This is a genomic window from Streptomyces cyaneofuscatus, assembly GCF_042718795.1.
GTDB classification, from domain to species: Bacteria; Actinomycetota; Actinomycetes; order Streptomycetales; family Streptomycetaceae; genus Streptomyces; species Streptomyces cyaneofuscatus_A.
In genome coordinates this window covers 63639-85229 of sequence record NZ_JBHXOX010000007.1, presented here as the reverse complement: position 1 = coordinate 85229, position 21591 = coordinate 63639, and the positions used below count along the sequence as shown (strand labels likewise).

The 21591-nt window shown below is 71.8% G+C and carries 18 protein-coding genes; 7 read left to right on the top strand and 11 right to left on the bottom strand.

What is annotated here, in order from left to right; genetic code table 11:
• Positions 1-24: 24 nt before the first annotated feature.
• Entirely contained in the window at positions 25-432 is a 408-nt protein-coding gene (msrB, locus tag ACFWRT_RS09310; RefSeq protein ID WP_380951631.1) for a peptide-methionine (R)-S-oxide reductase MsrB, read from the top strand.
• Between the two features lie 106 nt (positions 433-538).
• Here the strand turns inward: msrB and ACFWRT_RS09305 are convergent, their stop codons facing one another.
• Positions 539-685 carry a hypothetical protein gene (locus ACFWRT_RS09305; protein ID WP_010072536.1) on the bottom strand — a complete coding sequence of 49 codons (147 nt, stop codon included), beginning with the start codon at positions 683-685 and terminating at the stop codon, positions 539-541.
• Between the two features lie 88 nt (positions 686-773).
• Entirely contained in the window at positions 774-1244 is a 471-nt protein-coding gene (locus ACFWRT_RS09300) for a hypothetical protein (protein ID WP_380951630.1), read from the bottom strand.
• Between the two features lie 357 nt (positions 1245-1601).
• Here ACFWRT_RS09300 and ACFWRT_RS09295 point away from each other — a divergent pair, with 357 nt between their 5' ends.
• The 5 genes from ACFWRT_RS09295 to ACFWRT_RS09275 all read left to right on the top strand — a co-directional run bounded on the left by ACFWRT_RS09295 (position 1602) and on the right by ACFWRT_RS09275 (position 8715).
• Positions 1602-2363, top strand: a complete 762-nt coding sequence (locus tag ACFWRT_RS09295; protein WP_380951629.1) for a DUF3159 domain-containing protein — start codon at positions 1602-1604, stop codon at positions 2361-2363.
• A gap of 55 nt (positions 2364-2418) precedes the next feature.
• Positions 2419-3804, top strand: coding sequence for a mycothione reductase (locus ACFWRT_RS09290; RefSeq protein WP_380951628.1), 1386 nt, complete (start codon positions 2419-2421; stop codon positions 3802-3804).
• A 158-nt stretch (positions 3805-3962) separates the two neighbouring features.
• Positions 3963-4496 carry a hypothetical protein gene (locus tag ACFWRT_RS09285; RefSeq protein WP_380951627.1) on the top strand — a complete coding sequence of 178 codons (534 nt, stop codon included), beginning with the start codon at positions 3963-3965 and terminating at the stop codon, positions 4494-4496.
• Positions 4497-4501: 5 nt separating this feature from the next.
• Positions 4502-7288, top strand: coding sequence for a vWA domain-containing protein (locus tag ACFWRT_RS09280; protein WP_380951626.1), 2787 nt, complete (start codon positions 4502-4504; stop codon positions 7286-7288).
• Entirely contained in the window at positions 7285-8715 is a 1431-nt protein-coding gene (locus ACFWRT_RS09275) for an extracellular solute-binding protein (RefSeq protein ID WP_380951625.1), read from the top strand. Before ACFWRT_RS09280 ends, ACFWRT_RS09275 begins: the two co-directional genes overlap by 4 nt.
• A 38-nt stretch (positions 8716-8753) precedes the next feature.
• Here the strand turns inward: ACFWRT_RS09275 and ACFWRT_RS09270 are convergent, their stop codons facing one another.
• The 3 genes from ACFWRT_RS09270 to ACFWRT_RS09260 all read right to left on the bottom strand — a co-directional run bounded on the left by ACFWRT_RS09270 (position 8754) and on the right by ACFWRT_RS09260 (position 10415).
• A complete protein-coding gene (locus ACFWRT_RS09270; RefSeq protein ID WP_380951624.1) occupies positions 8754-8975 on the bottom strand; it encodes a hypothetical protein in 222 nt (73 codons plus the stop codon).
• 322 nt (positions 8976-9297) lie between these two features.
• On the bottom strand, positions 9298-9543 hold the full coding sequence (locus ACFWRT_RS09265; protein WP_380951623.1) for a DUF397 domain-containing protein: 246 nt from the start codon (positions 9541-9543) through the stop codon (positions 9298-9300).
• A complete protein-coding gene (locus ACFWRT_RS09260) occupies positions 9540-10415 on the bottom strand; it encodes a helix-turn-helix domain-containing protein (RefSeq protein WP_380951622.1) in 876 nt (291 codons plus the stop codon). Before ACFWRT_RS09260 ends, ACFWRT_RS09265 begins: the two co-directional genes overlap by 4 nt.
• Before the next feature lie 154 nt (positions 10416-10569).
• Here ACFWRT_RS09260 and ACFWRT_RS09255 point away from each other — a divergent pair, with 154 nt between their 5' ends.
• Positions 10570-11034 (top strand): ATP-binding protein, encoded by a 465-nt coding sequence (locus ACFWRT_RS09255; protein WP_380951621.1) that lies wholly within the window; start codon positions 10570-10572, stop codon positions 11032-11034.
• Between the two features lie 21 nt (positions 11035-11055).
• On the opposite strand, the gene ACFWRT_RS09250 is transcribed toward ACFWRT_RS09255, so the two are convergent.
• The 6 genes from ACFWRT_RS09250 to ACFWRT_RS09225 form a co-directional block, all read right to left on the bottom strand.
• A complete protein-coding gene (locus tag ACFWRT_RS09250) occupies positions 11056-11415 on the bottom strand; it encodes a hypothetical protein (protein ID WP_380951620.1) in 360 nt (119 codons plus the stop codon).
• Between the two features lie 117 nt (positions 11416-11532).
• Positions 11533-13761 (bottom strand): SpoIIE family protein phosphatase, encoded by a 2229-nt coding sequence (locus tag ACFWRT_RS09245; RefSeq protein ID WP_380951619.1) that lies wholly within the window; start codon positions 13759-13761, stop codon positions 11533-11535.
• Positions 13758-14168: an STAS domain-containing protein gene (locus ACFWRT_RS09240; RefSeq protein WP_380951618.1), complete on the bottom strand. Its 411-nt coding sequence runs from the start codon at positions 14166-14168 to the stop codon at positions 13758-13760. Before ACFWRT_RS09240 ends, ACFWRT_RS09245 begins: the two co-directional genes overlap by 4 nt.
• Before the next feature lie 76 nt (positions 14169-14244).
• Positions 14245-14526: an STAS domain-containing protein gene (locus ACFWRT_RS09235; protein ID WP_380951617.1), complete on the bottom strand. Its 282-nt coding sequence runs from the start codon at positions 14524-14526 to the stop codon at positions 14245-14247.
• The gene (locus ACFWRT_RS09230; protein ID WP_380951616.1) at positions 14526-18698 is read right to left on the bottom strand and encodes a SpoIIE family protein phosphatase; all 4173 of its coding nucleotides are present in this window, start codon (positions 18696-18698) and stop codon (positions 14526-14528) included. Before ACFWRT_RS09230 ends, ACFWRT_RS09235 begins: the two co-directional genes overlap by 1 nt.
• Before the next feature lie 285 nt (positions 18699-18983).
• Complete coding sequence (locus ACFWRT_RS09225) at positions 18984-21425, bottom strand: GTPase-associated protein 1-related protein (RefSeq protein WP_380951615.1); 2442 nt, start codon at positions 21423-21425, stop codon at positions 18984-18986.
• Between the last annotated feature and the right edge of the window lie 166 nt (positions 21426-21591).

Below are 21591 nucleotides of genomic sequence, written 5' to 3'. Positions count from 1 at the left end.
ACCTGTCGAGCTGAGGAGCGAGCCGTGCCGTACGACGTCGAGAAGCCGGACGAGCAGTGGCGGGCGGAGCTGTCCCCCGCCGAGTACCAGGTCCTGCGCCAGGCCGGCACCGAACCCGCCTTCCGCGGTGAGTACACCGACACCAAGACGGCGGGCGTCTACTCCTGCCGGGCCTGCGGGGCGGAGCTGTTCCGCTCCGACACCAAGTTCGAGTCGCACTGCGGCTGGCCGTCCTTCTACGACCCGAAGGACACGGACGCGGTCGAGCTGATCGAGGACCGCGCCCACGGCATGGTCCGCACCGAGGTGCGCTGCGCCCGCTGCGGCTCGCACCTGGGCCATGTCTTCGAGGGCGAGGGCTACCCGACCCCCACGGACCAGCGCTACTGCATCAACTCGATCTCGCTGACGCTGGCACCGGACGAGAGCTGAACCGCACGCTGACGGAACGCGAAGATGCCCGCACAGGGAGACCTGTGCGGGCATCTTCTGCGTACGCCTCCCGGCACCGCTCCGGCCGTCCGCCGAAGCGCCGGCGTCACCGGCGTCCGCGCAACCGTCCGAACAGGCTGCGGGCCTGGGCACGCTTGCGGGGGTCGGCGGCGGCGCGGCGGGCCGACTCGATGGTCCGGCGGCCCTGGGGGCTGCGGGTGAACTGGGTGATGCGGGCGATCAGGCGGGACATGATTCCTCCTTGAGGGGCCTGCCTCTCGCTTACCCCGAAAACGGCCGACCGCACGCTCACGGTGACGGGGTGTGCACCGAGGGGCGCCTCACTGCTGGTGGGGGTCCTCGGCGGCCTCCGAGCGCAGCAGCGGGTGGATGACCCCGGGGAAGACCCGGGCCCGTACGACCTCCTCGGCCGACCCGCCCTGCACGACGGTCTCCGCGACGCCCCAGGGCCGCCCGGCCAGGTGGACGGTCAGGGTGTACGAGGAGGAGCAGCCGGTGCACTCGTAGCGGTCGGCCCAGGTCTCGACCTCGGTGGTGGAGCCCGGGTAACGCTTCACATGGCGGTGGCGGGCGTGGCAGTGGTCGCAGGTCTCACCGGGTTCACAGGTCCCGCCGCACGGACAGGGCACGTCGAAGCTGTCGGCGGGGGTCCAGCGCTGCACGAGGACGGCCTCGCGGGTGGCGCCCATGTCCTTCATGGCCTTGAGGTTGCGGGCGGCGACGTTGTACGACTCGCCGGTGGCGGCCATCCGGTCGCGGATGACGTCCTTGCGTCCACGGTTGGTCGTCATGCGGCTCCTCCTGGGTTCACGCAGCCCGCCAGGAGGCCCATGAGAGACATCGGTACGTCTTTACCGTACCTGTCCGGTATCGGTACGAGGACCGGGCGGCCCGGCGGCCGGCCGCGGACTCCGGAGCCCGCAGGACCCGGTGGTGCGCGCCCCGGCCGTTCGGCCGCCCGAAACGGGTCCGATCCGGGCCCCGGCGGCGGCGATCCGGAGCGTTGCCGCGCCTGACCGGGCGCCTGCCGGGGCATTGGCCGACCTGGTCCGGTCTTTTCGACATGGTGCCCGGCTTTGGGGATAGCAGGTGGCCCAGAGCGCACCACGTCCCACGTCCTTTCGTCCTACCTCCGAAAGAAGGTCACCGTGGCGATCAACCAGACGCAGCAACCGCTGGACGACGGGCGGCCGGTCCCGGACCCCGCTGAGAGGCGGTCCGCTATCGATCCCCGTGACCCGGCCGAGGCCGGGACCGTGCTGCCGGGGCAGCCGGAGCCTGCCCCGCGACAGCGGCCGTCCGCCCTGGAACAGGCCGGTGGAGTCCGTGGCGTGATCTACTCCGCTCTGCCGGTCCTCGCCTTCGTCATCGGCAACGCCATCGGCGGACTCACGACGGCGATCATCGCCGCTGTCGCCCTCGCCGTGGTGATCGCCGCCGAGCGGCTGATCCGCAAGGAGTCGGTCATGCCCGCCATCGGCGGGGTCTTCGGGGTGGCCATCGCCGCTGGGATCTCCTGGTGGACCGGGTCGGCCAAGGACTACTTCCTCATCGGGATCTGGTCGAACCTGGCGCTCGCCCTGATCTTCGGTCTCTCCGTCCTCGCGGGCCGTCCGCTGGCGGGCGTTCTGTGGTTCTCGCTGCGGGGCAAGGGTTCGACCTGGCGGGACGACCGGCGTGCGCGCCGGTACTTCGGCGTCGCGACGATCGTGCTCACGGTCATCTTCGCCGCCCGCTTCGCCGTCCAGCAGTACCTGTACCAGGCCGACGAGGTCGGCTCGCTGGGCACCGCGAAGATCGTCATGGGGTATCCGCTGCTGGCCGTGGGCGTGCTGGCCGTCGCCTGGGCCGCTCGCGCCGCCTCGCGCCGGTCCTCCGAGGCAGACGAGCCCGCCTCGCGGCAGCCCTAGGGCGCGTGTCCGGCGGGAGAGGTGTACGCCCGGCCCCAGCGGTTACCTTCCCGCTATGCGACGACATGACCTGATCGTTCTGGGCGCCGGTACCGGCAACGCACTCATCGACGACCGCTTCGCCGATCTCGACATCGCCCTGGTCTCCGCCGGACCGTTCGGCGGTACCTGCCTGAACGCCGGCTGCATCCCGAGCAAGATGCTCGCGGCCACGGCCGATGTGGCGGACTCCGTCCGGGAGTCGGAACGCCACGACATCGACGCCGAACTGCGCGGTGTCCGCTGGCGGGACATCCGCAGCCGGGTCTTCGGCCGACTGGACGCGGCGGCCGAGGAGGGCGAGAAGGGCCGTCGCGACTCCGAGTACATCACCGTCTACCGGGGCACAGCCCGCTTCACGGGCCCGCGTCGGCTCACGGTGGAGACCGACGACGGGCCCGTCGAGATCGAGGCGGAACGGATCGTGATCGCCGCCGGCGGGCGGCCCGTCGTCCCTCCGGTGGTCGCCGACTCCGGGCTGCCGTACGAGACGTCCGATACGATCATGCGCCTGGAAGAGGTGCCGCGACGGCTCGTCGTCCTCGGCGGCGGGTACATCGCCGCGGAGCTGTCACACGTCTTCCACTCCCTCGGCAGCCAGGTCACCGTCATCGAGCAGGCGGACCGGCTGCTGGCCCAGCAGCAGGACGAGCTGGTCTCCCGCACCCTCACCGACCTCGTGCGCGACCGGTGGGACCTGCGGCTCGGGCGCGAGCTGACCGAGGTCTCCGGCAGGCCCGGCGATCTCCGCCTCACTCTGGACGACGGCACCGAACTGACCGCCGACACCTTGCTGGTGGCCGTGGGCCGCCGGCCGAACAGCGACCGGCTGGGTGTGGCCGCGGCGGGTGTCGAGACCGGTGACGGCGGACGGATCACCGTGGACGAGCACCTGCGCACGACCGCCGACGGGGTCTGGGCCCTCGGCGACATCTCCACGCAGGTCCCGCTGAAGCACGTCGCCAACCGTGAGGCGGAGATCGTCGCCCACAACCTGCTCCACCCCGACGACCGGCGGACCATGAACTACGACGCGGTGCCGTCGGCCGTCTTCACGCGTCCGCAGATCGCCCAGGTCGGGCTGACCGAGCAGGAGGCCCGTGAGCAGGGTCTGGACTACGCGGTCGCGGTCCACCGGTACGCGGATGTGGCCTACGGCTGGGCGCTGGAGGAGACCGACGGATTCTGCAAGGTGCTGGCCGACCGGCGCACCGGACGCCTGCTGGGCGGACACATCCTCGGGCCGCAGGCCGCCACCCTGGTACAGCCGCTGGTCATCGCGCTGACCAGCGGCATGACCGTACGCGAGCTGGCCGAGCAGCCCCTGTGGATCCACCCCGCCCTCACCGAGGTCGTCGAGAACGCGCTGAAGGACCTGGACCTGGGGCCCGACGGGACGTGAGGCGAGGCGGTCCGGGGGCGGCCACCGGGGTATCGGAACGGTGTGCCCGGGGACGGGCGCGCAACTGGCACCGAACCCATGCCCGGGTGCAATCCCCGTGAAATACTTGTGAGTTACGGGCGTGAGCGGATGGTTCGCGCCGGGAGGGGGCGGGTTTCGTGGCGGACGACAGCGAAGCGTTGGCGGGGGAGCAGGGGGCCTCGGGCGGACAGCTCGTGTTCCGGGTCGAGGTCAGCGGTACGCACCGGCGGCGGGAGGATCTCGCGGCGCTGCACCAGTGGCTGGAGGACGCTCCGATCCTGACGGAGGCCCGGGACGAGGGCGGGCTCGACGTCAGGCTGGTGGACTCACGTCGGCAGAGCCCCTCCATGGGCGGCGAGTTGGTGCAGGACATCCTGCTCGTCGTCACCGCCGAGGTGGCCCGGTCGGTGATCGAGAACGTCTGGCGGGCGGTCCTCGCCTGGCACCGCAACCGGCGCAGGCTCGCGAACGCCGAAGAGCTTCCCCGGGTCACGCTCGACGCGGACGACGGCGACGGCGACCCCACGCTCCGACGGGACACCAGGACGGGTCCCGGTGCCCGGGACGAACCCGGCTCCGGCGAGACGGAGCGACGCCCGGCGGATGCGGCGGACGGGCCGAACACGGACGGACAGGACGAGGACGGGCGGGACGCGGACGGGCGGGGCTAGGCGTTGTGCCCCCGTACAACGCGCGTAGTCCGCAGAACCGGTCCAAGACCCATCGCGCGGTGCTCATCGGCGTCGACTCCTACGCCTACGAAGCCGACCTGCCCGCGGTCGCGCGCAGCCTCCGGCTCATGGCGGAGGCGCTGACCGCCGAGGGCACGGGCGTCATGGCACCCGGAGAGCTGGTCGTCCTGCCGGGCCCGACCGGGAGCGGCCCGGGCACGGTAGACCCGCTGGAGGCGGTCCGTGCGTTACGGGACGCCCGCGAGCAGGTCGACGGGCTTCTCGTCGTCTACTTCGCCGGGCACGGCGTGGTTCGGGCTGACGGAACGGATCTGCATCTGCTGTTCAGCCCCTCGCGGGTCATCGCCGATCCGCACCGCCCTTTCGTCGACGCGCTCTCGTGGCGCGATCACGTCATGGCCGAGCTGCGGCTGGCGCAGGCCGACTGGGTCGTGGTCGTTCTCGACTGCTGTTTCGCCGGGAACGCGCGGCTGGACTTCCACCCGGAGGAGCAGCAGAGCTTCGCACTCCTGATGGCGGCCGAGCAGAACGTGGAGATCCCACCCGGCGACGCCGCGACCGGCACGGACTTCACCGTCGGGCTCCACCGCCTGCTCACCGGGCGGACGTGGGCCTCGAAGCCCGCCACCTTCACCCGGCTGGTGGGGGAGATCCGCGAGGTGATGGCCCCTCTGAAAGCGGTCCACGATCACCGCTGGATCCCGGGGGAGCGCCGACACGGCGACGACGTGCTGCTCGCCATCCCCGGCAGGAGCCACGGGCGGGAGCACAAGCCGTCGGAGTCGGGCGGGACAGCGCCGGAGGCCGGTCGTCCGGCGCTCGCGTCCACCGGAGTGGGTGGTGCGGTCGAGACACCGGGGCGGCCCGGGGAGGGCGAGGCCGAGTACGGGGCCGAGGTCGAGAACGAAGCCGAGGCCGGCCCGGTCCACCCGGCTCGGGCCGTCGGCGCGACACCGAGGCGGCGTCCGTCCTCCCGGCGCTACCGGGCGTTGTGTGCCGCCCTCGCGCTCGCCTGCCTCGCCGGAGCCGGCGTCCTGCTGAGCCTCGGCGGCGGCCCGGACCGCGGCTGCGCGCCGCCTCTGGAACTGCGCGTACTGGTGGATCCCGACATCCGGCCCACCGTGCAGAAGGCCGCCGATGTCTATCTCGACCGCGACACCGGCGGCTGCCGGGCCGTGGGCATCAGCGTGTACACCGGCAACGCCACCGATGTCGTCGACGCGCTCCAGGCCGCCCCGCTCTGGCAATCCCCTCCCGCCTCCTGCCCGCCCTCCGGCGACTGCCTGTTGCCGCAACGCGATCTCGGGGCCCAGCCCGACGTCTGGATCCCGGCCGCCACGGTCACCTCTCTGCGCGTGCTCGCCGAGCGGAGCATGGCGGCCGGAACAGTCGCGAAGCTCGACTCGCTGGGCTCTGTCGCGTACACCCCGATGGTCCTCGCCGTCCCCGCCGACGCGGGCCGGAAGCCCGGCCCTGCCGATCGCCACGCACCGCTGGCCGACCTGGTCGCCCGAGTCCGGGACGGCGGCACGGACGGTCCGGAGCCCTACCAGGTGTTACGTCCCGACCCCGAGGGCGGAGACGGCGCGCTGCTGTCGACCACCGCGCTGTACGGGACCGGCGACCGCCGTCCAGGCGACGTCGAGGCCGCCCTCACCGATGACCGGCTTCCCCCGCAGCCCACGGCGCGCGATCTGATGTGCGGCCTCGCCGACGGGTCCCGTAACGCACTGGAGGACAGGGCCGCGGTGCTGATTCCCGAGCAGACCATGGCCCTGTTCAACCTGCCTTCCGCGAGCGGGGAGGCCGGCACCGTGGGACGACCGGCCTGCGCCAGCGACGTCCTGGAGCACCGTGCGGCCCGCTACCCCACCGACGTTCCCGTACTCGACCTCCCCTTCTTCCGTGTCACCTGGGCCGGGGCCGACCGGGACGCGACCGCGCGCGGGCAGGCCGTGCGGGACTTCTACGACTGGCTGGCCAAGGACCCCGAGGCCGGCGCGGTCTTCGTGCGGGACGGCTTCCGCACCGGGCCGAGCGGGAAGCCGTCGCTTCCTCCCGCCGCCTCCCCGCTCACGGCGAAGGCCAACGAAGGGGCGGTGAGCCTCCTCCTGCCGCCCTCGAACCCGCCGACCTCGGCCTCCGAGGTCACCGAGGCGCTGCGCGACTACCGCCAGGCGCTCGGCCCCGGCCGCGTCCTCTACCTGCTGGACGACTCGACCTCGATGGAGGACAACCGGGTCTGGTCAGGGCCGGGACGTGCCAAGGACCTGGTGGCCCGGTCCACCGCCCCGATCGGCCCCGAGGACACGTTCGGGGTGTGGGGGCTCTCACCGGGAAGCGCCGCGAACCACACGGAACTGGTCCCCTTCGGCAGCGCCGGCCCGGACCCGGGCCGGGCCCGCGCGGCGGTCGGCCGGGCCCCGGCGGTGAACAAGAACGCGCGCGTCCTGGACGGCCTGCGCGACGGCCTGTCCGAGCTCCGGTCGGGCTCCGAGGGCCCCGTGCCTCGGCTGCTCGTGCTCGTCACGGACGACGAGGACTCCGCCGACCTTCAGGGTGAGGACGTCCTCGCCCTGGTGGAGACCGCGACCGAGGGGGCGCCGGTACGCGTGGTCACGGTCGCGCTGCGCGGCGGCGGATGCGCACCCGGACTGCTGAACCAGCGGCTCGCCGAGGCGACCGGCGGCCGTTGCCTGGACGCCTCCGACGACCTGGCCACCGAGCTGACCGCCGAGGTCGCCAAGACCGGGACGGGGGATGCCCGGTGAGCGGCACGCGGTCCCGTCGCCCTTCCCGCTCCCGCGTCCTGGGGTGCCTGCTGCTCACCCTGTCGGCCGCCTGTACGGGGAGTGGCACGGACGGCCCGTCGCCGACGGCCGGCACCCAGGCACCGGGCCCGATCATCGTGGCCAGCGGCCTCGACGTGACCGGCTCCGGCGGAGTGCGCCAACAGCTCATCGCCGAATGGAACCGCCAACACAAGGACGACCCCGACCTGCGGGCGCAGATCGTCGAGCTGCCCGGCGGCGCCGACCAGCAGCGCAGCCAGTTGCTCGGCGCACTCCAGTCCGGCAGCGCCGCGTACGACATCGTCAACCTCGACGTCACCTGGATACCCGAGTTCGCCGAGGCCGGACTGATCCAGGCGCTGCCGGACCCCGACCCCGACGACCCCGACGTCATCCCCGAAGTACTGAGCACCACCCGGTGGAAGGGCCGGACCTACGCCCTGCCCTTCAACACGGACGTCGGCCTGCTCTACTACCGCAAGGACCTGATCGAGCAGAGCGGCATCAACGAGAACCGCCAACCGACCGGCGACTGGTCCTGGCAGAACCTCTACGACTCCATCGCGACCCTCGGCAGCGGGCAGCCGGAAGGCGATGACCCGCAGAAGGGCTGGACCACACAGCTCGCCCCCTACGAGGGCCTGACGGTCAACGTGATGGACGCCTTCGCCGCCGCCGACGTGCGGATCGCGAGCGCTGACGGCAAGTACACCGCCACGCCGGACACCCTGAAGGACGGCCTCCAGGAGTTCCTCAGGCATGTCGACGACAACCGCACGCTGCTGCCGAGGGCGCTGACCTCGAACGAGGACGCCACCCTGGACGACTTCGCGCAGGGCCGGGTGGTCTACATGCGGAACTGGCCCTATGCCTTCGGCGCGCTCCAGAGCCGGTTGGCACCGGAGCGGTACGCCGCCGTCCCGCTCCCCGGCCGCTCCGTGCTCGGCGGCCAGAACCTCGCCGTCTCCGCCGCGTCCCCGCGATCCGCCGCCGCCCGGAAGCTGCTCGCGTTCCTCACCGGGCCGCGCAGCGAACGCTGCCTCCTGGACGCCGGTTTCGCCGCGACCCGTCTCTCGTCGTACACCGCGGAGAAGACGACCGGGGCACCGGCGGCCTGCTGGGAAGCGGTCACCGAGGCGCTGCGGCCCGGCACGGCCTCCGCGGACCCGGTGCCACGGGAGGGCAGCGCCCGCGCCCCGTCCGCGCGGGAGCGGTCGGAGTACATCGGGAGCGTACGGCGGGCGCTGGAGGAGGCGGTGCAGCGTCCGCGCACGCCGTACTACGGAGCGTTCACCCAGGCCCTGCAATCGGCGGTGTACGGACTCCTGACGGACGAGTCGCCCGATCTCGACGAAGCGGCGGAGCAACTGGACGAAGCCTTGAGGGAGGCGTTCGCGGGCCGCTAGCGGCCGCCGGGGCGACGCGCTGTTGTTGCGGTGGCCATCTACCGCGCCGGAGCTACCGCCGTCGCGGTGACCTTCGCGGCGGCCCTGGAGGACAGCTCCGAGGCGAAGGAGGTGGACGCGGGGAGGGAGTAGCCCGCCGCGTCGTGGCCCTCGCAGAAGCGGCTGTCCGCCAGATACCGACGGCGTACCGTGCCGGTCCCGGCCACGGCGGGCTGGGGCAGCCAGGACCGGTCGGGGTGCCGGAAACGTAGATGCGACATGGCCCGGCGCACCACCCGTCCCTCGGACAGGGACAGGGGAACACGCGTGGTGGTCATCTGACCGGCCGGGCAACGGTCGCAGAGCCGGTAGGAGAACTCACCGATCACTTTGCGGTGGTGGACCAGGAGCAGATGATGCTCGCTGGTCCCGGCCGAGGGCGGACAGGCCGTCCACTCCAGACGATCGAGCAGACGCGCGTGACCCCGCTTACGCGCCCAGTGTCGCCGAACAGCTTCGAACCGACGGTTCCCGACCATACCCATGCGTGACGGGTGCCCCGGCGCGCTCGCGTCATGCTTCCCTGTCCGGGAGCCGCAGGGATCAGCCCTGGGAGGCGTACGCGAGGAAGTGCGTCCAGGTGGTCGGGGTGAGGGCGAGCTGCGGGCTCTCGTCCAGCTTGGAGTCGCGGACGTGGACGGTGGAGGGGCAGGCGGCGACCTCGACGCAGTCGTCACCGGAGCCGCCGCTGTAGCTCGACTTGTGCCATTCCAGGGCGACTTCCACGCAGGAGTCGCCGGAGCCGCCGCTGTAGCTGCTCTTGAACCAGGCCAGGTCTGTGGTGCTCATCTCGCTCCTCGCATACGCCGCATCAGGCTCTTGGATTCGTCCAACGAGTGAGCCTGTGAACGCATACTGGCACACCGCATCTGGAGTGCGCTGATCACCTTGGGGTCGGAGATGAACTGTCCGTGCTCCTGTCCCTCCAAGTAGCCCAACCACTGGTGGTCCTGTGTCTCCAGCAGTTGCATCGGTCCGTCCAGCCCTGCGTGGTGATGCCGTACCAGCGGCATGATCTGGATGTCCACGTTGCCCAGCTCGGACAGGTCGAGAATGTGGTCGATCAGCTCCCTGGTGACCTCCTCGCCGCCCAACTGGCGCAGGAACAGGTGCTCTTCGAGGATGAAGGTGAACGCGGTGTTGGGGCGGTTCCGCAGGAGTTCCTGGCGCTCCAGTCGGGCCGTGAGCTGTGCCTCGATCTGCTCGTCGCCGAGCGGCGGCAACTGGTCCGTGAACAGCGTCCGCGCGTACGCCGGTGTCTGCAACAGGCCCGGAATCAAACGGCACTCGTACGTGTACAGGCTCAGCGCCCCCAACTCCAGCAGCGCCCACTGCCGGAACCAGCTCGCCAGCCCCTTCCGTCGCGTCAGATGCTTCGCCGCCGCCAGAATCACGCCGAAAGCGTCGAGAATGCTGTCCGCCCGCTCCGCGAAGTCCGGCGGCGGGAGGCGGCGGCCCTGTTCGATGGAGGCGATGGTCTCCAGTGAGTACCCGACGAGCGGAGCGAGCTCCTCCTGCGTCAGCCGGGCCCGCTTGCGGAAGGTCTTGACGATTTCTCCGAACATCTTGAGGTTGTAGTGCGGTTCGGATCCAGGGCGGATCGCGCCGTCGTTGCCGAAGGTCCCGTACGTGCTGTCGATGCCATCCGTGCCGTGCGTCATGTACGGCCACCTCCCCGTGCGCCTGTCCTGGTTCGCCAACCCGTCCATGCTCACGGAACGTGATTCGTACTGTCTACCCTTTGCGCCCGTACGCTGACTCAGCGTACGGGTTGCTGACCTGGTGAAGGAGGCCTCGGGCCCGGAATCTGGGGGCATGGAAGCACCTGCGAAGATCCAACCCGCCGTAACCGTACGTGTGTTCAGGCGGCAGTTCAGCTCGAATCCGCGCGGTGCCCGGCTCGCCCGTCGCGTCGGCCTCTACCAGCTGCACACCTGGGGCATCCCGTACCTCAGTGACGCCTCGGAGTCGGCGGCGCTGATCATCGGGGAGCTGACGGCCAACGCGGTGACCCATGGGCGGGTCCCCGGACGCGACTTCGAGCTGCGCCTGACGCACACGCCCGGCGACCGGGAGATCCTCGGGGTGCTGCGGATCGAGGTGTCCGACACCCGGGGCGAGTGCCGGCCTCCGGGGCCCGGCGAGATCGCCGTACCGGCCGACGGTGACGACAGCGGGCGCGGCCTGCTGATCGTGGACGCGCTGGCGGACCGGTGGGCGGTTCTCGACCGCGTACCGCAGCCGGGCAAGACCGTTCGGGTGGAGCTGGACCTGCTGTGACGAACGCGGTCGCGCGTGGGGTCAGTGGTCGGAGTAGCTGAAGTCGCCCATCGTCCAGGCGCTGACGTCCTCGATCGCCACGCGGTACATCCCGCCCGTCTCGGGGATCCCCACCGAGCCTTGCAGGATCCGCGCCACGTGGAAGTGCAGATGCGTGGGCGGGCCTTCCACGCGCGCGGTGGCGGTGAAGGCTGCGGCGAACTCGCCCAGCCGGGCCGAGTCCGCCAGGACCTCCGACACCCGCTGCCGCCAGACGGCCTCGGGAGCCAGCCGGCCGGTGATGACGGCACCTCCGGCGACGACGGTCAGCGACATCTGGTTGCTGTGCCCGGACTCCACCAGGGCGGCCACATCAACGAGCAACTCGTCAGGCTTCGACATGGAAGCCGATTCTAGTCGGCGGCTCCGGCCGCGGTCCCTGCGGTCCGGTCCAGGTGGTGCGCGCCTCTTCGCGGGGCGGGTGGAGCCGTAGATCGGCGTGCTGACGGACCGTGGGGGTCATCCGGTGGCGGTCAGGACGAGGATGGCCTGGTCGTCGTCGATGCCGTGGCCTCCGGTGAAGGCGTGCACGGCGTGGGTGACGGTGTCGATCAGGTGTTGGGCGGTAGGTCTCGCCGGTGCGTCCGCCAAGGCCTCGGCGAGGCGCTGGTCGCCGAAGAGGTCGTTGTCGTGGCGGCGGGCCTCGGTGATGCCGTCGGTGTAGAGCACCAGGCTCTCGTTCGGGCGCAGACGCAGGTTGCGGGCGGTGAGATGGGTCTGGGGCCCGATGCCCAGCAGGACGCCTGGCGCGTCGACAGCGCGGACGGTGCCATGGGCGTCCAGATGGAGAGGGAGGGTGTGGCCGGCGCGGACGAGTTCGATGTCGAGGCCGTCGTCGGTGGGGGTGATCCGGCCGTAGACGAGGGTGACGAATCCGGTGCCGTGTCCGACGGGCCGGTTGCACAGGGCCTGGTTGACCGCTTCGACGACCTCTTGGGGACCAGGGACGAGAGGGGCGACGGCGCGGGCGGTGTGGCGTACCAGGGCGGTGGTGGTCGCGGCGATGGCGCCGCGGCCGCAGACGTCGCCGAGCAGGAACGCCCATCGGCCGTCGGGCAGGGGGAAGACGTCGTAGAAGTCGCCGCCGACGTCGAGTCCCTCACCGGCGGGGTGGTAGTAGGTGGCCACCTCGGTGCCGGGCACGCAGGGCAGTTCCGGCAGGAGGAGCCCTGCCTGAAGATCGCGGGCGAGGACCGCGCGGTGGGTGTACTGGCGGGCGTTGCGCGCGGCCAGGGCGGCGCGTCCGGCGAGCTCCTCGGCCAGGGCGACGGTGTGTCCGTCGAAGGTGTACCCGTCGGTGGACAGCAGCGTCACGGTGCCGACGACGCTGTCCCGGTCGAGCAGGGGGATGCACAGATAACCGGTGACGCCCAGATCGTGCCAGGGGCCGGGGCCGGTAGGGGTCCGCCGGGCCACTTCGGTCACGCCGGAGGCCAGGACGCGTGCGACGGCGTCGTCGGTGTCGTCGTAGACAGGGGCGTGGCCGGCGAGCAGATCCTGCTGCCACCGGTCGGGGGCGGCGGTGGCCACACGGCGGACCCGGCCACCCTCGATGACATCGACCGCGCACAGCGGTGCCAGGCGCGGGCTGCAGGCCTGAGCCAGGCGGTTGAGGGTCTGGGCGACATCGAGGTCGGTACTCAGGAGGGTGCTGGCGTTCAGGAGGAAGGCCAGGTCGTCGCGGGCGGTCTTCTCGCGGGCTTCGGCCGCCTGATACGCCTGTTCGGCCTGGTGGCGTTCGATGGCCAGGGCAGCGGTGCCGGCGAAGACCCGGGCGAGGGCGAGGTCGGCCTCCCGCGCGACGCGCGGGACGCGGTGATACATCGCGAAGGTGCCCAGCAGCGAACCGTCGCGGGCCAGGATCGGGGTGGACCAGCAGGCGGCGACACCGGCCTTGTCGGCCAGGTCGCGAAAGTCGTCCCAGAACGGGTCGGTGGCGATATCGGAGACGATCACCGGCCGGCGGCGGTGCGCGGCGGTGCCGCAGGAGCCGACGCCCTCCCCTGTGGCGATACCGTCGATGGCCTGGTTGTAGAAGTCGGGCAGGCTCGGTGCGGCGCCGTGGCGCAGGTGTCGGCCGTCGGCGTCGGCGAGCAGTACCGACACCAGCACTTCCTCAGGAGTGAGATCCTCGATCGCCCGTGCCATGCCTTCGAGCACCTCGGAGAGAGGGGCCTGGCGGGCGATCTGCTCCAGCAGGGCCCGGTGCTCGGCCGTCAGCCGCTGCGCTTGTTTGACCTGGGTGGTCTCCACCCCGATCATCCGCACGCCCATGACGTTGCCGCCGGAGTCCAGACGAGGCTCGTAGGTGAAGTCGAAGAACGCCTCGCGGGCATCCGCTCCCTCGCCCAGCATCACGCGGGCGTCCCGGCCGGTGTAGGCCTCACCTGTGCGGAAGACACGGTCGAGCAGAGCGATGAAGCCCTGCTCGACCAGTTCCGGCATGAGCTGTCCCAGCGGCACGCCGGTACGGGTGCGCTCGATTCCGCCGATCGCCGCGAAGAACGCCGGGTTCGCCGCCTCCAGCAGGTGGGCCGGCCCGGCCATGGAGGCGAACAAGGCCATCGACTGCCCGAACAACGACCGGAGATCGTCATCCCCGCCGCCACCGGCTGCGGCGGTGCGGGCCGGCGGCACCGCGCCCGCCTGGGCAGGCGGGCGTGCCTGCTGGTCCGGTGTGCCCGTCATCTGCCGTGCTCCGTGCCGGTCCGTGCCGCGCTGTCGGCGCCGGCCGCAACGGCTCCGGGAACATGCAGGTGGGCGTTGAGGGCCTCTTCCGCGTCGGTGTGCAGACAGAAGATCTGCTTCAGCCCGGTCAGTTCGAACAGGCGGTTGAGGTTGTCGGTCACGGAGGCCAGGCACAGAACCCCGTCCTGCGCGGACATCTGGTGGTACAGCTTCAGCAGGGCGCTGATGCCGGTGGAGTCGCAGTAGGCCAGGTGGGCGCAGTCGATCACCACGGCCCCTGTCACCCTGCCGGTGCCCAGTTCCTCCTCGCCGGCCTCGTACAGCTGCACCACGCTGTGGAAGTCGAGGTCCCCGCGCAGAGCGAACACCACTCCTCGTGTGTCCCGCCTGACGTCTACCGTGAACACTTCGGTTTCCTCCACATGGGTTCTCCGTGACGCCCAGGATATGGGTCGGTCTCTGCAGGCAGGGACGGTGCGGTCCTCAGTGGTGTGTGGTCAGGTCGGTGAGTCCGGAGATGCTCAGTACGGGCTCCAGGACCGGGTTGGCGATGAGTTCGAGGCGTTCGGCGTGCGGGAACAGGACGCTCAGGCCGGCGCTGTCGAGGTACTCGACGTCGCTCAGGTCCAGGACGAGGGGGCCGGGTGCGTCGTCGAGGGCGGCCGCCAGGCTCTGGGCGTTGCTCATGTCGATCTCACCGACCGCGGTCAGCACGGTGGTGCCGTCCGGCCGCCGACCGGCAGTGAGGGTCAGGGGCGTAGTCATCAGGCGATCCTCGTGTGCATGTCGACGGTGGTACCGGCCGGTCCTTGTGTGACGGTGACCTGCTGCATCAGGGCACGCATCAGCCCCATACCGCGGCCGCGGTGGGCGTTGAGCTCGGGCTGGGGCACTTTCCACCGGCCGGTGTCGGCGATGGTCAGGCGCAGGTTGTCGACGGACGCCTCGGCGCGGAAGTAGACGGTGTCGCCGGGGGCGTCGCGGTGTCCGTGTTCGATGGCGTTGGCACAGGCTTCTCCCGCTGCCACCAGGACGCTCTGCGCGGTGCGCGGCGGCAGGTCGCACTGTTCGAGCCAGCCGCGCAGAGCTTTCCGGACGGGAGCGAGCTGGCCTGATTCCGCCGGGAAGGAGATCTCCAGCGGAGCCGGGTGACGGTAGAGCAGCAGGGCGACGTCGTCGTCGTAGCCGCCGTCGGGAGCCAGCCGGGACATCACGTCGCTGGCGAGATCGTCGACCGCGGTGTTCCGGCCGTCCTGAAGGGCCTCGCCGGCCCGGTCGATGCCCGCGCTGAGCGGACGGCGGCGGCGTTCGACCAGTCCGTCGGTGTACAGCAGCAGGGTGGAACGGGCGGAAATGGTGCAGTTGCCCTCGGGCCGCGGCCGGTCGGGCCGCACGGCCAGGGGGAGGGAGCGTCCGTCCTCGAGAAGCCTGGTGGTGCCGTCGGGCTGGACGAGAATGCCGGGGGGATGTCCCGCGCTGGAGTAGGTGAGTTGCCCGGTCCGGGTGTCGAGAACTCCGCAGAAGACGGTGGTGCACATCGCGCCGGGGACACCGACGGCGAACTGGTCCAGGGCCATGAGCGCCCGGGCGGGACCGGCATCCTGGAGCAGCAGGGCGCGGCAGGCGCTGCGCAACTGCCCCATGACGGAGGCCGCCTCCAGGCCGCGGCCGACGCAGTCGCCGACGACGATGCCGATGCGGCCGTCGGGCAGGGCGACGGTGTCGTACCAGTCGCCGCCGACCTCCAGGGGACGGGTGGCCGGCTCGTAGCGCACGGCGAAGCCGTCCGGGAGCCGGGACGGGCCGAGGATGGCTCGCTGCAGCGCGATGGCGGTCTCGCGCTGCTGGTCGATCTGGTGGGCGCGGGCCAGGCCCTGGGCCAGGTGGCCGGCCAGCAGGGACAGCAGGAGCTGGTCCTCGCCGGTGAAGGGGCGCGGCTCGCCCAGGGCGATCCACAAGGCCATGGTGCCTTGGGGGTGTTCCAGGACGACAGTGGCCTCGCCCTGGCCCGGAACGGCGGTCAGCGCGGGCTGTTCACGCAGACCGGTGAGCATCCGGCGGCGTTCGACGGGCAGGTCCTGCCAGACGAGGCCGGTGTCGGTGCCGGTGAGGGCAGGCTGGTCATGGGCACCGAAGACCACAGCCGTCACCTGTTCGGCGCGCCACAGCTTCTTCAGTTCCCCGAGAGAACCTTCGAGTGCATCGGCCAGGCTGGGGGCCTGGGACAGGCGCGTGCTCAGAGAGGCCAGAGCGGTTTCGCGCTGGATGGCGTAGTGCTCGGCGCTCACGTCGCGGAAGGTTCCGACGATCACCTTGCGGCCGGTGTCGGGGTCCTGGACCTGGTTGAAGGTGGCCGTCACCCACAGGCGATGTCCGTCGCGGTGGGTGACGGGAATGGTGTAGCTACCGCGTTCCTGGCCGGTCAGCGTGGCGAAGGCCTCGGCAACCTGGCGGTGGGCGTCGGGGTCGGTGGCTCCATCCGGCCACCACGGGTGTACCGGCTGGTAGGGCAGATTCTCGGGGCCGTATCCGAGGATGCCGGTGAAGGAGCTGTTGATCTCGATGACCGCGCCGTCCTCGTCACAGACGAAGAACGCCTCCTGGAGCGAGTCGATCAGGGCGGTGCGCCACCGGGCGTGGTGGTTGCGCAGCCGGGCCAGTCGCACGTTGGCCTCGACGCGGGCCAGGAGTTCGGCGGCGGCGAACGGTTTGACGAGGTAGTCGTCCGCGCCCGCCCGCAGACCCTCGATGGACGCCTCCTGCCCCGCGCGGGCCGACAGCAGCACCACCGGCACCGAGGCGGTACGCGAGTCGGTGCGCAGCGCTCGCACCAGGGACAGGCCGTTCAGGCGGGGCATCATGACGTCGCTGACCACCAGATCGGGGGCCTCCGCGCGAATGGCTTCGAGAGCCCGCTGTCCGTCGTCGACCGCGTCGACCTGGTAGCCGGCGCCGCGCAGCAGCCGGCTGAGGTACTCGCGCATGTCGGCGTTGTCGTCGGCGATCAGTACCCGCGCCTGAGCCGACAGGCGGGGCGCAGGCCCCTCGCCGACAGCTTGCGGCACTCCGTGCGGTTCGCCGGCCGGCACACCGGTCTGCCCGCTCGGCAGCCAGCGCAGGGCCTCCTGGACGAAGGGGGCGGCGGTGCCGGGAGAGGTGTCGTCATCGCCCGCTGTGGTGCGGACGGCGTCGGCGGGCAGGTGGGCGGAGCCGAAAGGCAGACGGATGGTGAAGCCGGTGCCCTCGCCCACGGCGGAGACCGCCGTGATGACTCCGCCGTGCAGGTCGACCAGTTCCTTCACCAGCGCCAGGCCGATGCCGCTCCCCTCGTTGGAGCGGGAGCGGGCGTTCTCGATACGGTGGAACCGCTCGAACAGCCGGGGCATCTCCTCGGCTGCCACACCGATCCCGGTGTCGGTGATCCGCACCACGGCCCCGTCGTCCTGGACGCCCGTGCTGATCCGGATCGAGCCGTCGAAGGTGAATTTCAGCGCGTTGCTGAGCAGGTTGAGGACCACCTTCTCCCACATACCGCGATCGACGTACACCGGCTCAGGCAGGGGTTCGCAGTCGACACGGAAGTCCAGGCCGGCGTTTTCGACGGCGGAACGGAACACGCTGGCCAGCGCGCCGGTGACCGAGGCCAGGTCGACCGGCTCGTAGCTCGCCTGCATCCGGCCCGCCTCGATGCGGGAGAAGTCCAGCAGCGTGTTGACCAGCTTGCCCAGCCGCAGACCGTTGCGGTGTACGGCCTCCAGCTCCTCGCGCACGCGCGGCTCCGCGTCGGCGAGCTGTTCCCGCAGTTCCTGGACCGGCCCCATGATCAAGGTCAGCGGGGTGCGGAACTCGTGGCTGATGTTGGAGAAGAACGCCGTTTTGGCCCGGTCCAGCTCCGCCAGCTCCTCGGCGCGGCGCTGCTGTGCCTGGTAGCTGCGGGCGCTCGCGACGCCGGCGGCCATGTGTCCGGCGACCAGGTCCAGGAAGCCCTGGTAGTCCTCGTCCAGGGCAAGGAAACGGTTCAGACCCGCCACCATGAATCCGTACGGCGTTCCCCCCTGCTGCAGCAGGGGCACGACCAGTGCCTGAACCGGCGCCTGCTCCCAAGCCCCGGCGGGCAGGTCCGTGAACGGCTCGCCGTCCAGGGACACCAGCACGGATTCGCCCCGCGCAGGGATGTCGGCGGGCCAGCACGGGGCGGAGCCCGCGGGAAGGATGTCCGGCGCGGCGGGATGAGCGGCCCCGAACCCGGTTGTCGAGGCGCGACGGGCACTCCCGTCGTCCTGGAACAGATAGGTCAGGGTGAAGGGCAGGTCATACGGGTTACGACTCAACTGCTTCCCGGCGAAGTCGAGCATCTGCTGCTCGGTGCGGATGACGCTGGGGTCGGAGCCCAGGTCGCGCAGGGTCGCCATCCGGCGATCGCCGATGACCCGCTTGGTGTCCTCGCTGACCACGCACAGCAGGCCGACCACGACGCCGCCCTCGTCGCGCAGGGGACTGTAGGAGAAGGTGTGGTAGCTCTCCTCGGTGTAGCCGGAGCGCTCCAGGAACAGCTGCAGTCCCTCGTCCCAGGTGGCCTCGCCGCTGTTCAGGACGGTGTCGACCCGAGAGGCGATGTCGTCCCAGATCTCCGACCACACCATGGCGGAGGGCCGGCCGAGCGCCCAGGGGTACTTCTGGCCCAGGGTGTCGCGCCGGTAGGCCTCGTTGCAGAAGAACGTCAGCTCCGGTCCCCACGCCATCCACATGGCGAACTTCGACGACAACAGAATGCTCACGGCCGTCCGCAGACTCTGCGGCCAGTCCTGCGGCTCTCCCAGCGGCGTCGCCGACCAGTCCACCCGGGCCAGTTCCCGGCCGATGTTCGGGTCGGCTGTGAACACCTCGTCCATCCCAGCCGAGGGAATGGTGAGCTCGCTGTCCTCCGAGCGCGTCACAGCAGACACTCCTTCACTTGCCACAGCCTCTCCATGCGATACCGCCCGAGGCTGCTCCACAGCACCGGCGACCGGCAGACGCGCCCACCTTCTACCCCGCGGAGAGCACCCAGCGCTCTCCCACCGCCCGAAGATCCGCCGGCGCATTACGTAGGATAAGACAACTGCGCCCCGGTACGGATGCCGCGGTAGGCAGCACCTGGCGGAAGCCCTGGGGCGGCGGCACGGATCGCGAAGTGGAACGTATGCAGGGGCGATGCGCGCGGCCGAGATCGACGGTCCGGATCAGCCCCGCCGTACCTTCCCCGCGATCCGCCGCCCCAGCCGGCCCAGCGCGCGCGAGCGGTTCCAGTCGCGGAAGGCGTTCGCCCGGCCACTGCTGCCCGTGCGGCCCACCGTCTCCTCCACCTCCGCCACGGCCTCCGCCGTCATCCCGCGCACCGCAGGGCGCAGCACCTCGTCCAGGAGGGCGGCCGCCGTCGTCGTCCAGGCGGTGCCCGCGTGGGGGTGGGCGGTCCAGTTGGTGAAGCAGTCGGCCGCGTAGGCGGGGTGGGTACGGAGGCGGGTGCGGGTCGGCTCGGCGCGGGCCGCGCGGTCGTAGGCGGCGATCAGGTCGGCGTCGTCGCTCCGGACGAAGGCGTACAGCTCCGCGCCCGGGCGGTCCGGGGCCAGGAGGCGTTCGGTCAGGGCCGTGAACGCCCGCTCCTGGACTGCCGGTTCGAGGGGGGCGGCCCGGTCGCGCAGGGTGCGGACCTGCTCCGTCCAGCCGGGCTCCGGTGCGCCCGAGCGCAGGTCGCGGCAGAGTTCGAGGAGCTGGAGCGCGGCCCGCTCCCGGCCGCCGATCTCCTGCGGGAAGGCCCGCAGCAGGTCGTGGGCGAGCGCGGTGCCGTCCTCCGAGTCCGCCGGCGCGCCGAGCGCCGCGTCGACCAGGCGGGCCCACGTCCCAGCCGCCCGGTGCGCGTCCGAGGTCGCCGCCTCCAGCAGCAGCCGGGCCTCCTCCACCGTCGGCGCCCGGTCCTCCCAGACCAGGCCCACCGCCGTACGCAGGACCAGGGGCTCGGCGAAGGGGGAGAGGCCGGCCGCCCGCAGGACCCGGTGCCAGACCGCCGACCGGTCCCGGCCGAGGGTCGTCATCGCCCCCGGTGCCTCGGCGCACATCCTCAGATGCGGCAGGGCCTGCGTACCGGTGAACGGCAGCGCCACCCGCTCCAGGAACCGGGCCACCGCCCCGGGGTCCTCCGGCGCGATCCGGTCCAGCGCGCCCAGCAACGCCGTCCGTACGTCGAACTGCTCGTCCAGCAACTCCAGGAGCGCCGGGGCGAAGGCAGGTGCCCCTTCGCTCCCGTCCGCCTCCGTCAGGAGCGTCCGGGCCAGCCGGTCCACGACCGCCGGCAGCACCTCCGTACCGTTCACGCCCAGCAGACGTGCCACGCGCAGGAGTTGTACGGTCCGTGCCACCGGGCGCGCCCCGCCCGCACCGCTCTCCAGCTCCGCCAGGATCTCCGGGCCCAGCACCCCCGCGATCGCCTCCCCTTCCGGGCCCGTGAACGCGTCCCGGCGCGGCAGTTCCAGCGAACCGTTGCCGCCCCGCACCGCCTCCGTCACCAGCATCGCGGCGAGCGGCGCCGTGACCGAGGCCGGACACCGCCCGTCCAGCGCGCCGAACAGCCGCCCCACCGCGTCGAATTCGGAGCCCGTACGGTCATCGATCCCCGGCGACGTCAGCGCCTCCACCAACTGGCCGGTCCGCTTCGCGTCCAGCGCGTACGGCCGCTCCGCCGCCCAACCGGCCGCCGCCGCACGCTCCTCGGGCCCCAGCGCGACCCCCGCGCACAGCGCGATCACCGCCAACGGACCGGCCGCGAACGGGTCCCCGGGCAGCCCGCGCGCCTCCTCGAACAGCTCCGGCGCCCGGCTCCGCCACACCCGCGCCGCCGTCCGCGCCCACGTGTCCGGCGCGCCGTCCACCGGGGGCCGGTCCGCGCACACGTGGACCCGCAGCCCCGACCCCCGCGCCGCCGCCGCGTCCTCGGGCGGCGCCCCCACCACGCGTAGCGGCGAACTCCCCGGCGTCCGCGTGTACGTGGTGAACGTCAGCCGCTCCACGCTCTCCCTCGGCAGGGTCACCGCCGCCAGTCCCAGCCAGCGCGCCACATCCGCGCTCTGCCTCTCCACCAGCACCACCGGCCCGCCCGCAGGGGCCTTCTCCTCGCTCGCCCGGCGCAGATCGGCGAGGACGGCCGCCAGCCACGGACCGCGCGACACGGCGAAGTCGTCGAGCCCCTCCCGTACGGGCGCGGGGCCCGGCGGCAGCATGCCGAGCGGGTCGGACAGAGGGCCGCCGCCGGCCGGCGTCGCGGAGACCCAGTGCGGCGAGCGCCACGCCTCCACCGGCAGCCGGTCGCCGGGCAGCGGGACGCCCGGGGGCAGGTGCACCGCGTGCGTGTGGAAGCGGACCGGTGCCGTGCCGTCGCCGCGCGCCGGAGCCGTACGGCCGACGAGACGGCTGCCGTCGGACAGGGCCGCGTACGTGAACGCCTGTGGCAGCGAGCGGAGTTCGGCGTCGGCGGGGCGGTGCGAAGCTCCGTCGGGGAGCGCGTAGCCGATCAGCGGCTCCAGCTCCGCGAGCAGCGCCGCCGACACCCCCGGACCGACCGCCGTGAACCGGCCCGTCTGCTCCGCGTCCCCCGGCGCGGCGGAGATGTGGTGCACCTGTGCAAGGCTCAATTGTCGGCCCTCTTCGTCCTGCCGCGACCGGGTCCCCGCTCCACCCACACGCGACCGGGTCGGGGGAGAAGTCCACGGCCGCGGGGGCGACGTTATCAAGGACGGGGCCACCGTCCCTACGCTGCGTCAGGTGCTGGCCTCAGGAACGATCCGCGACGTGCGAGAG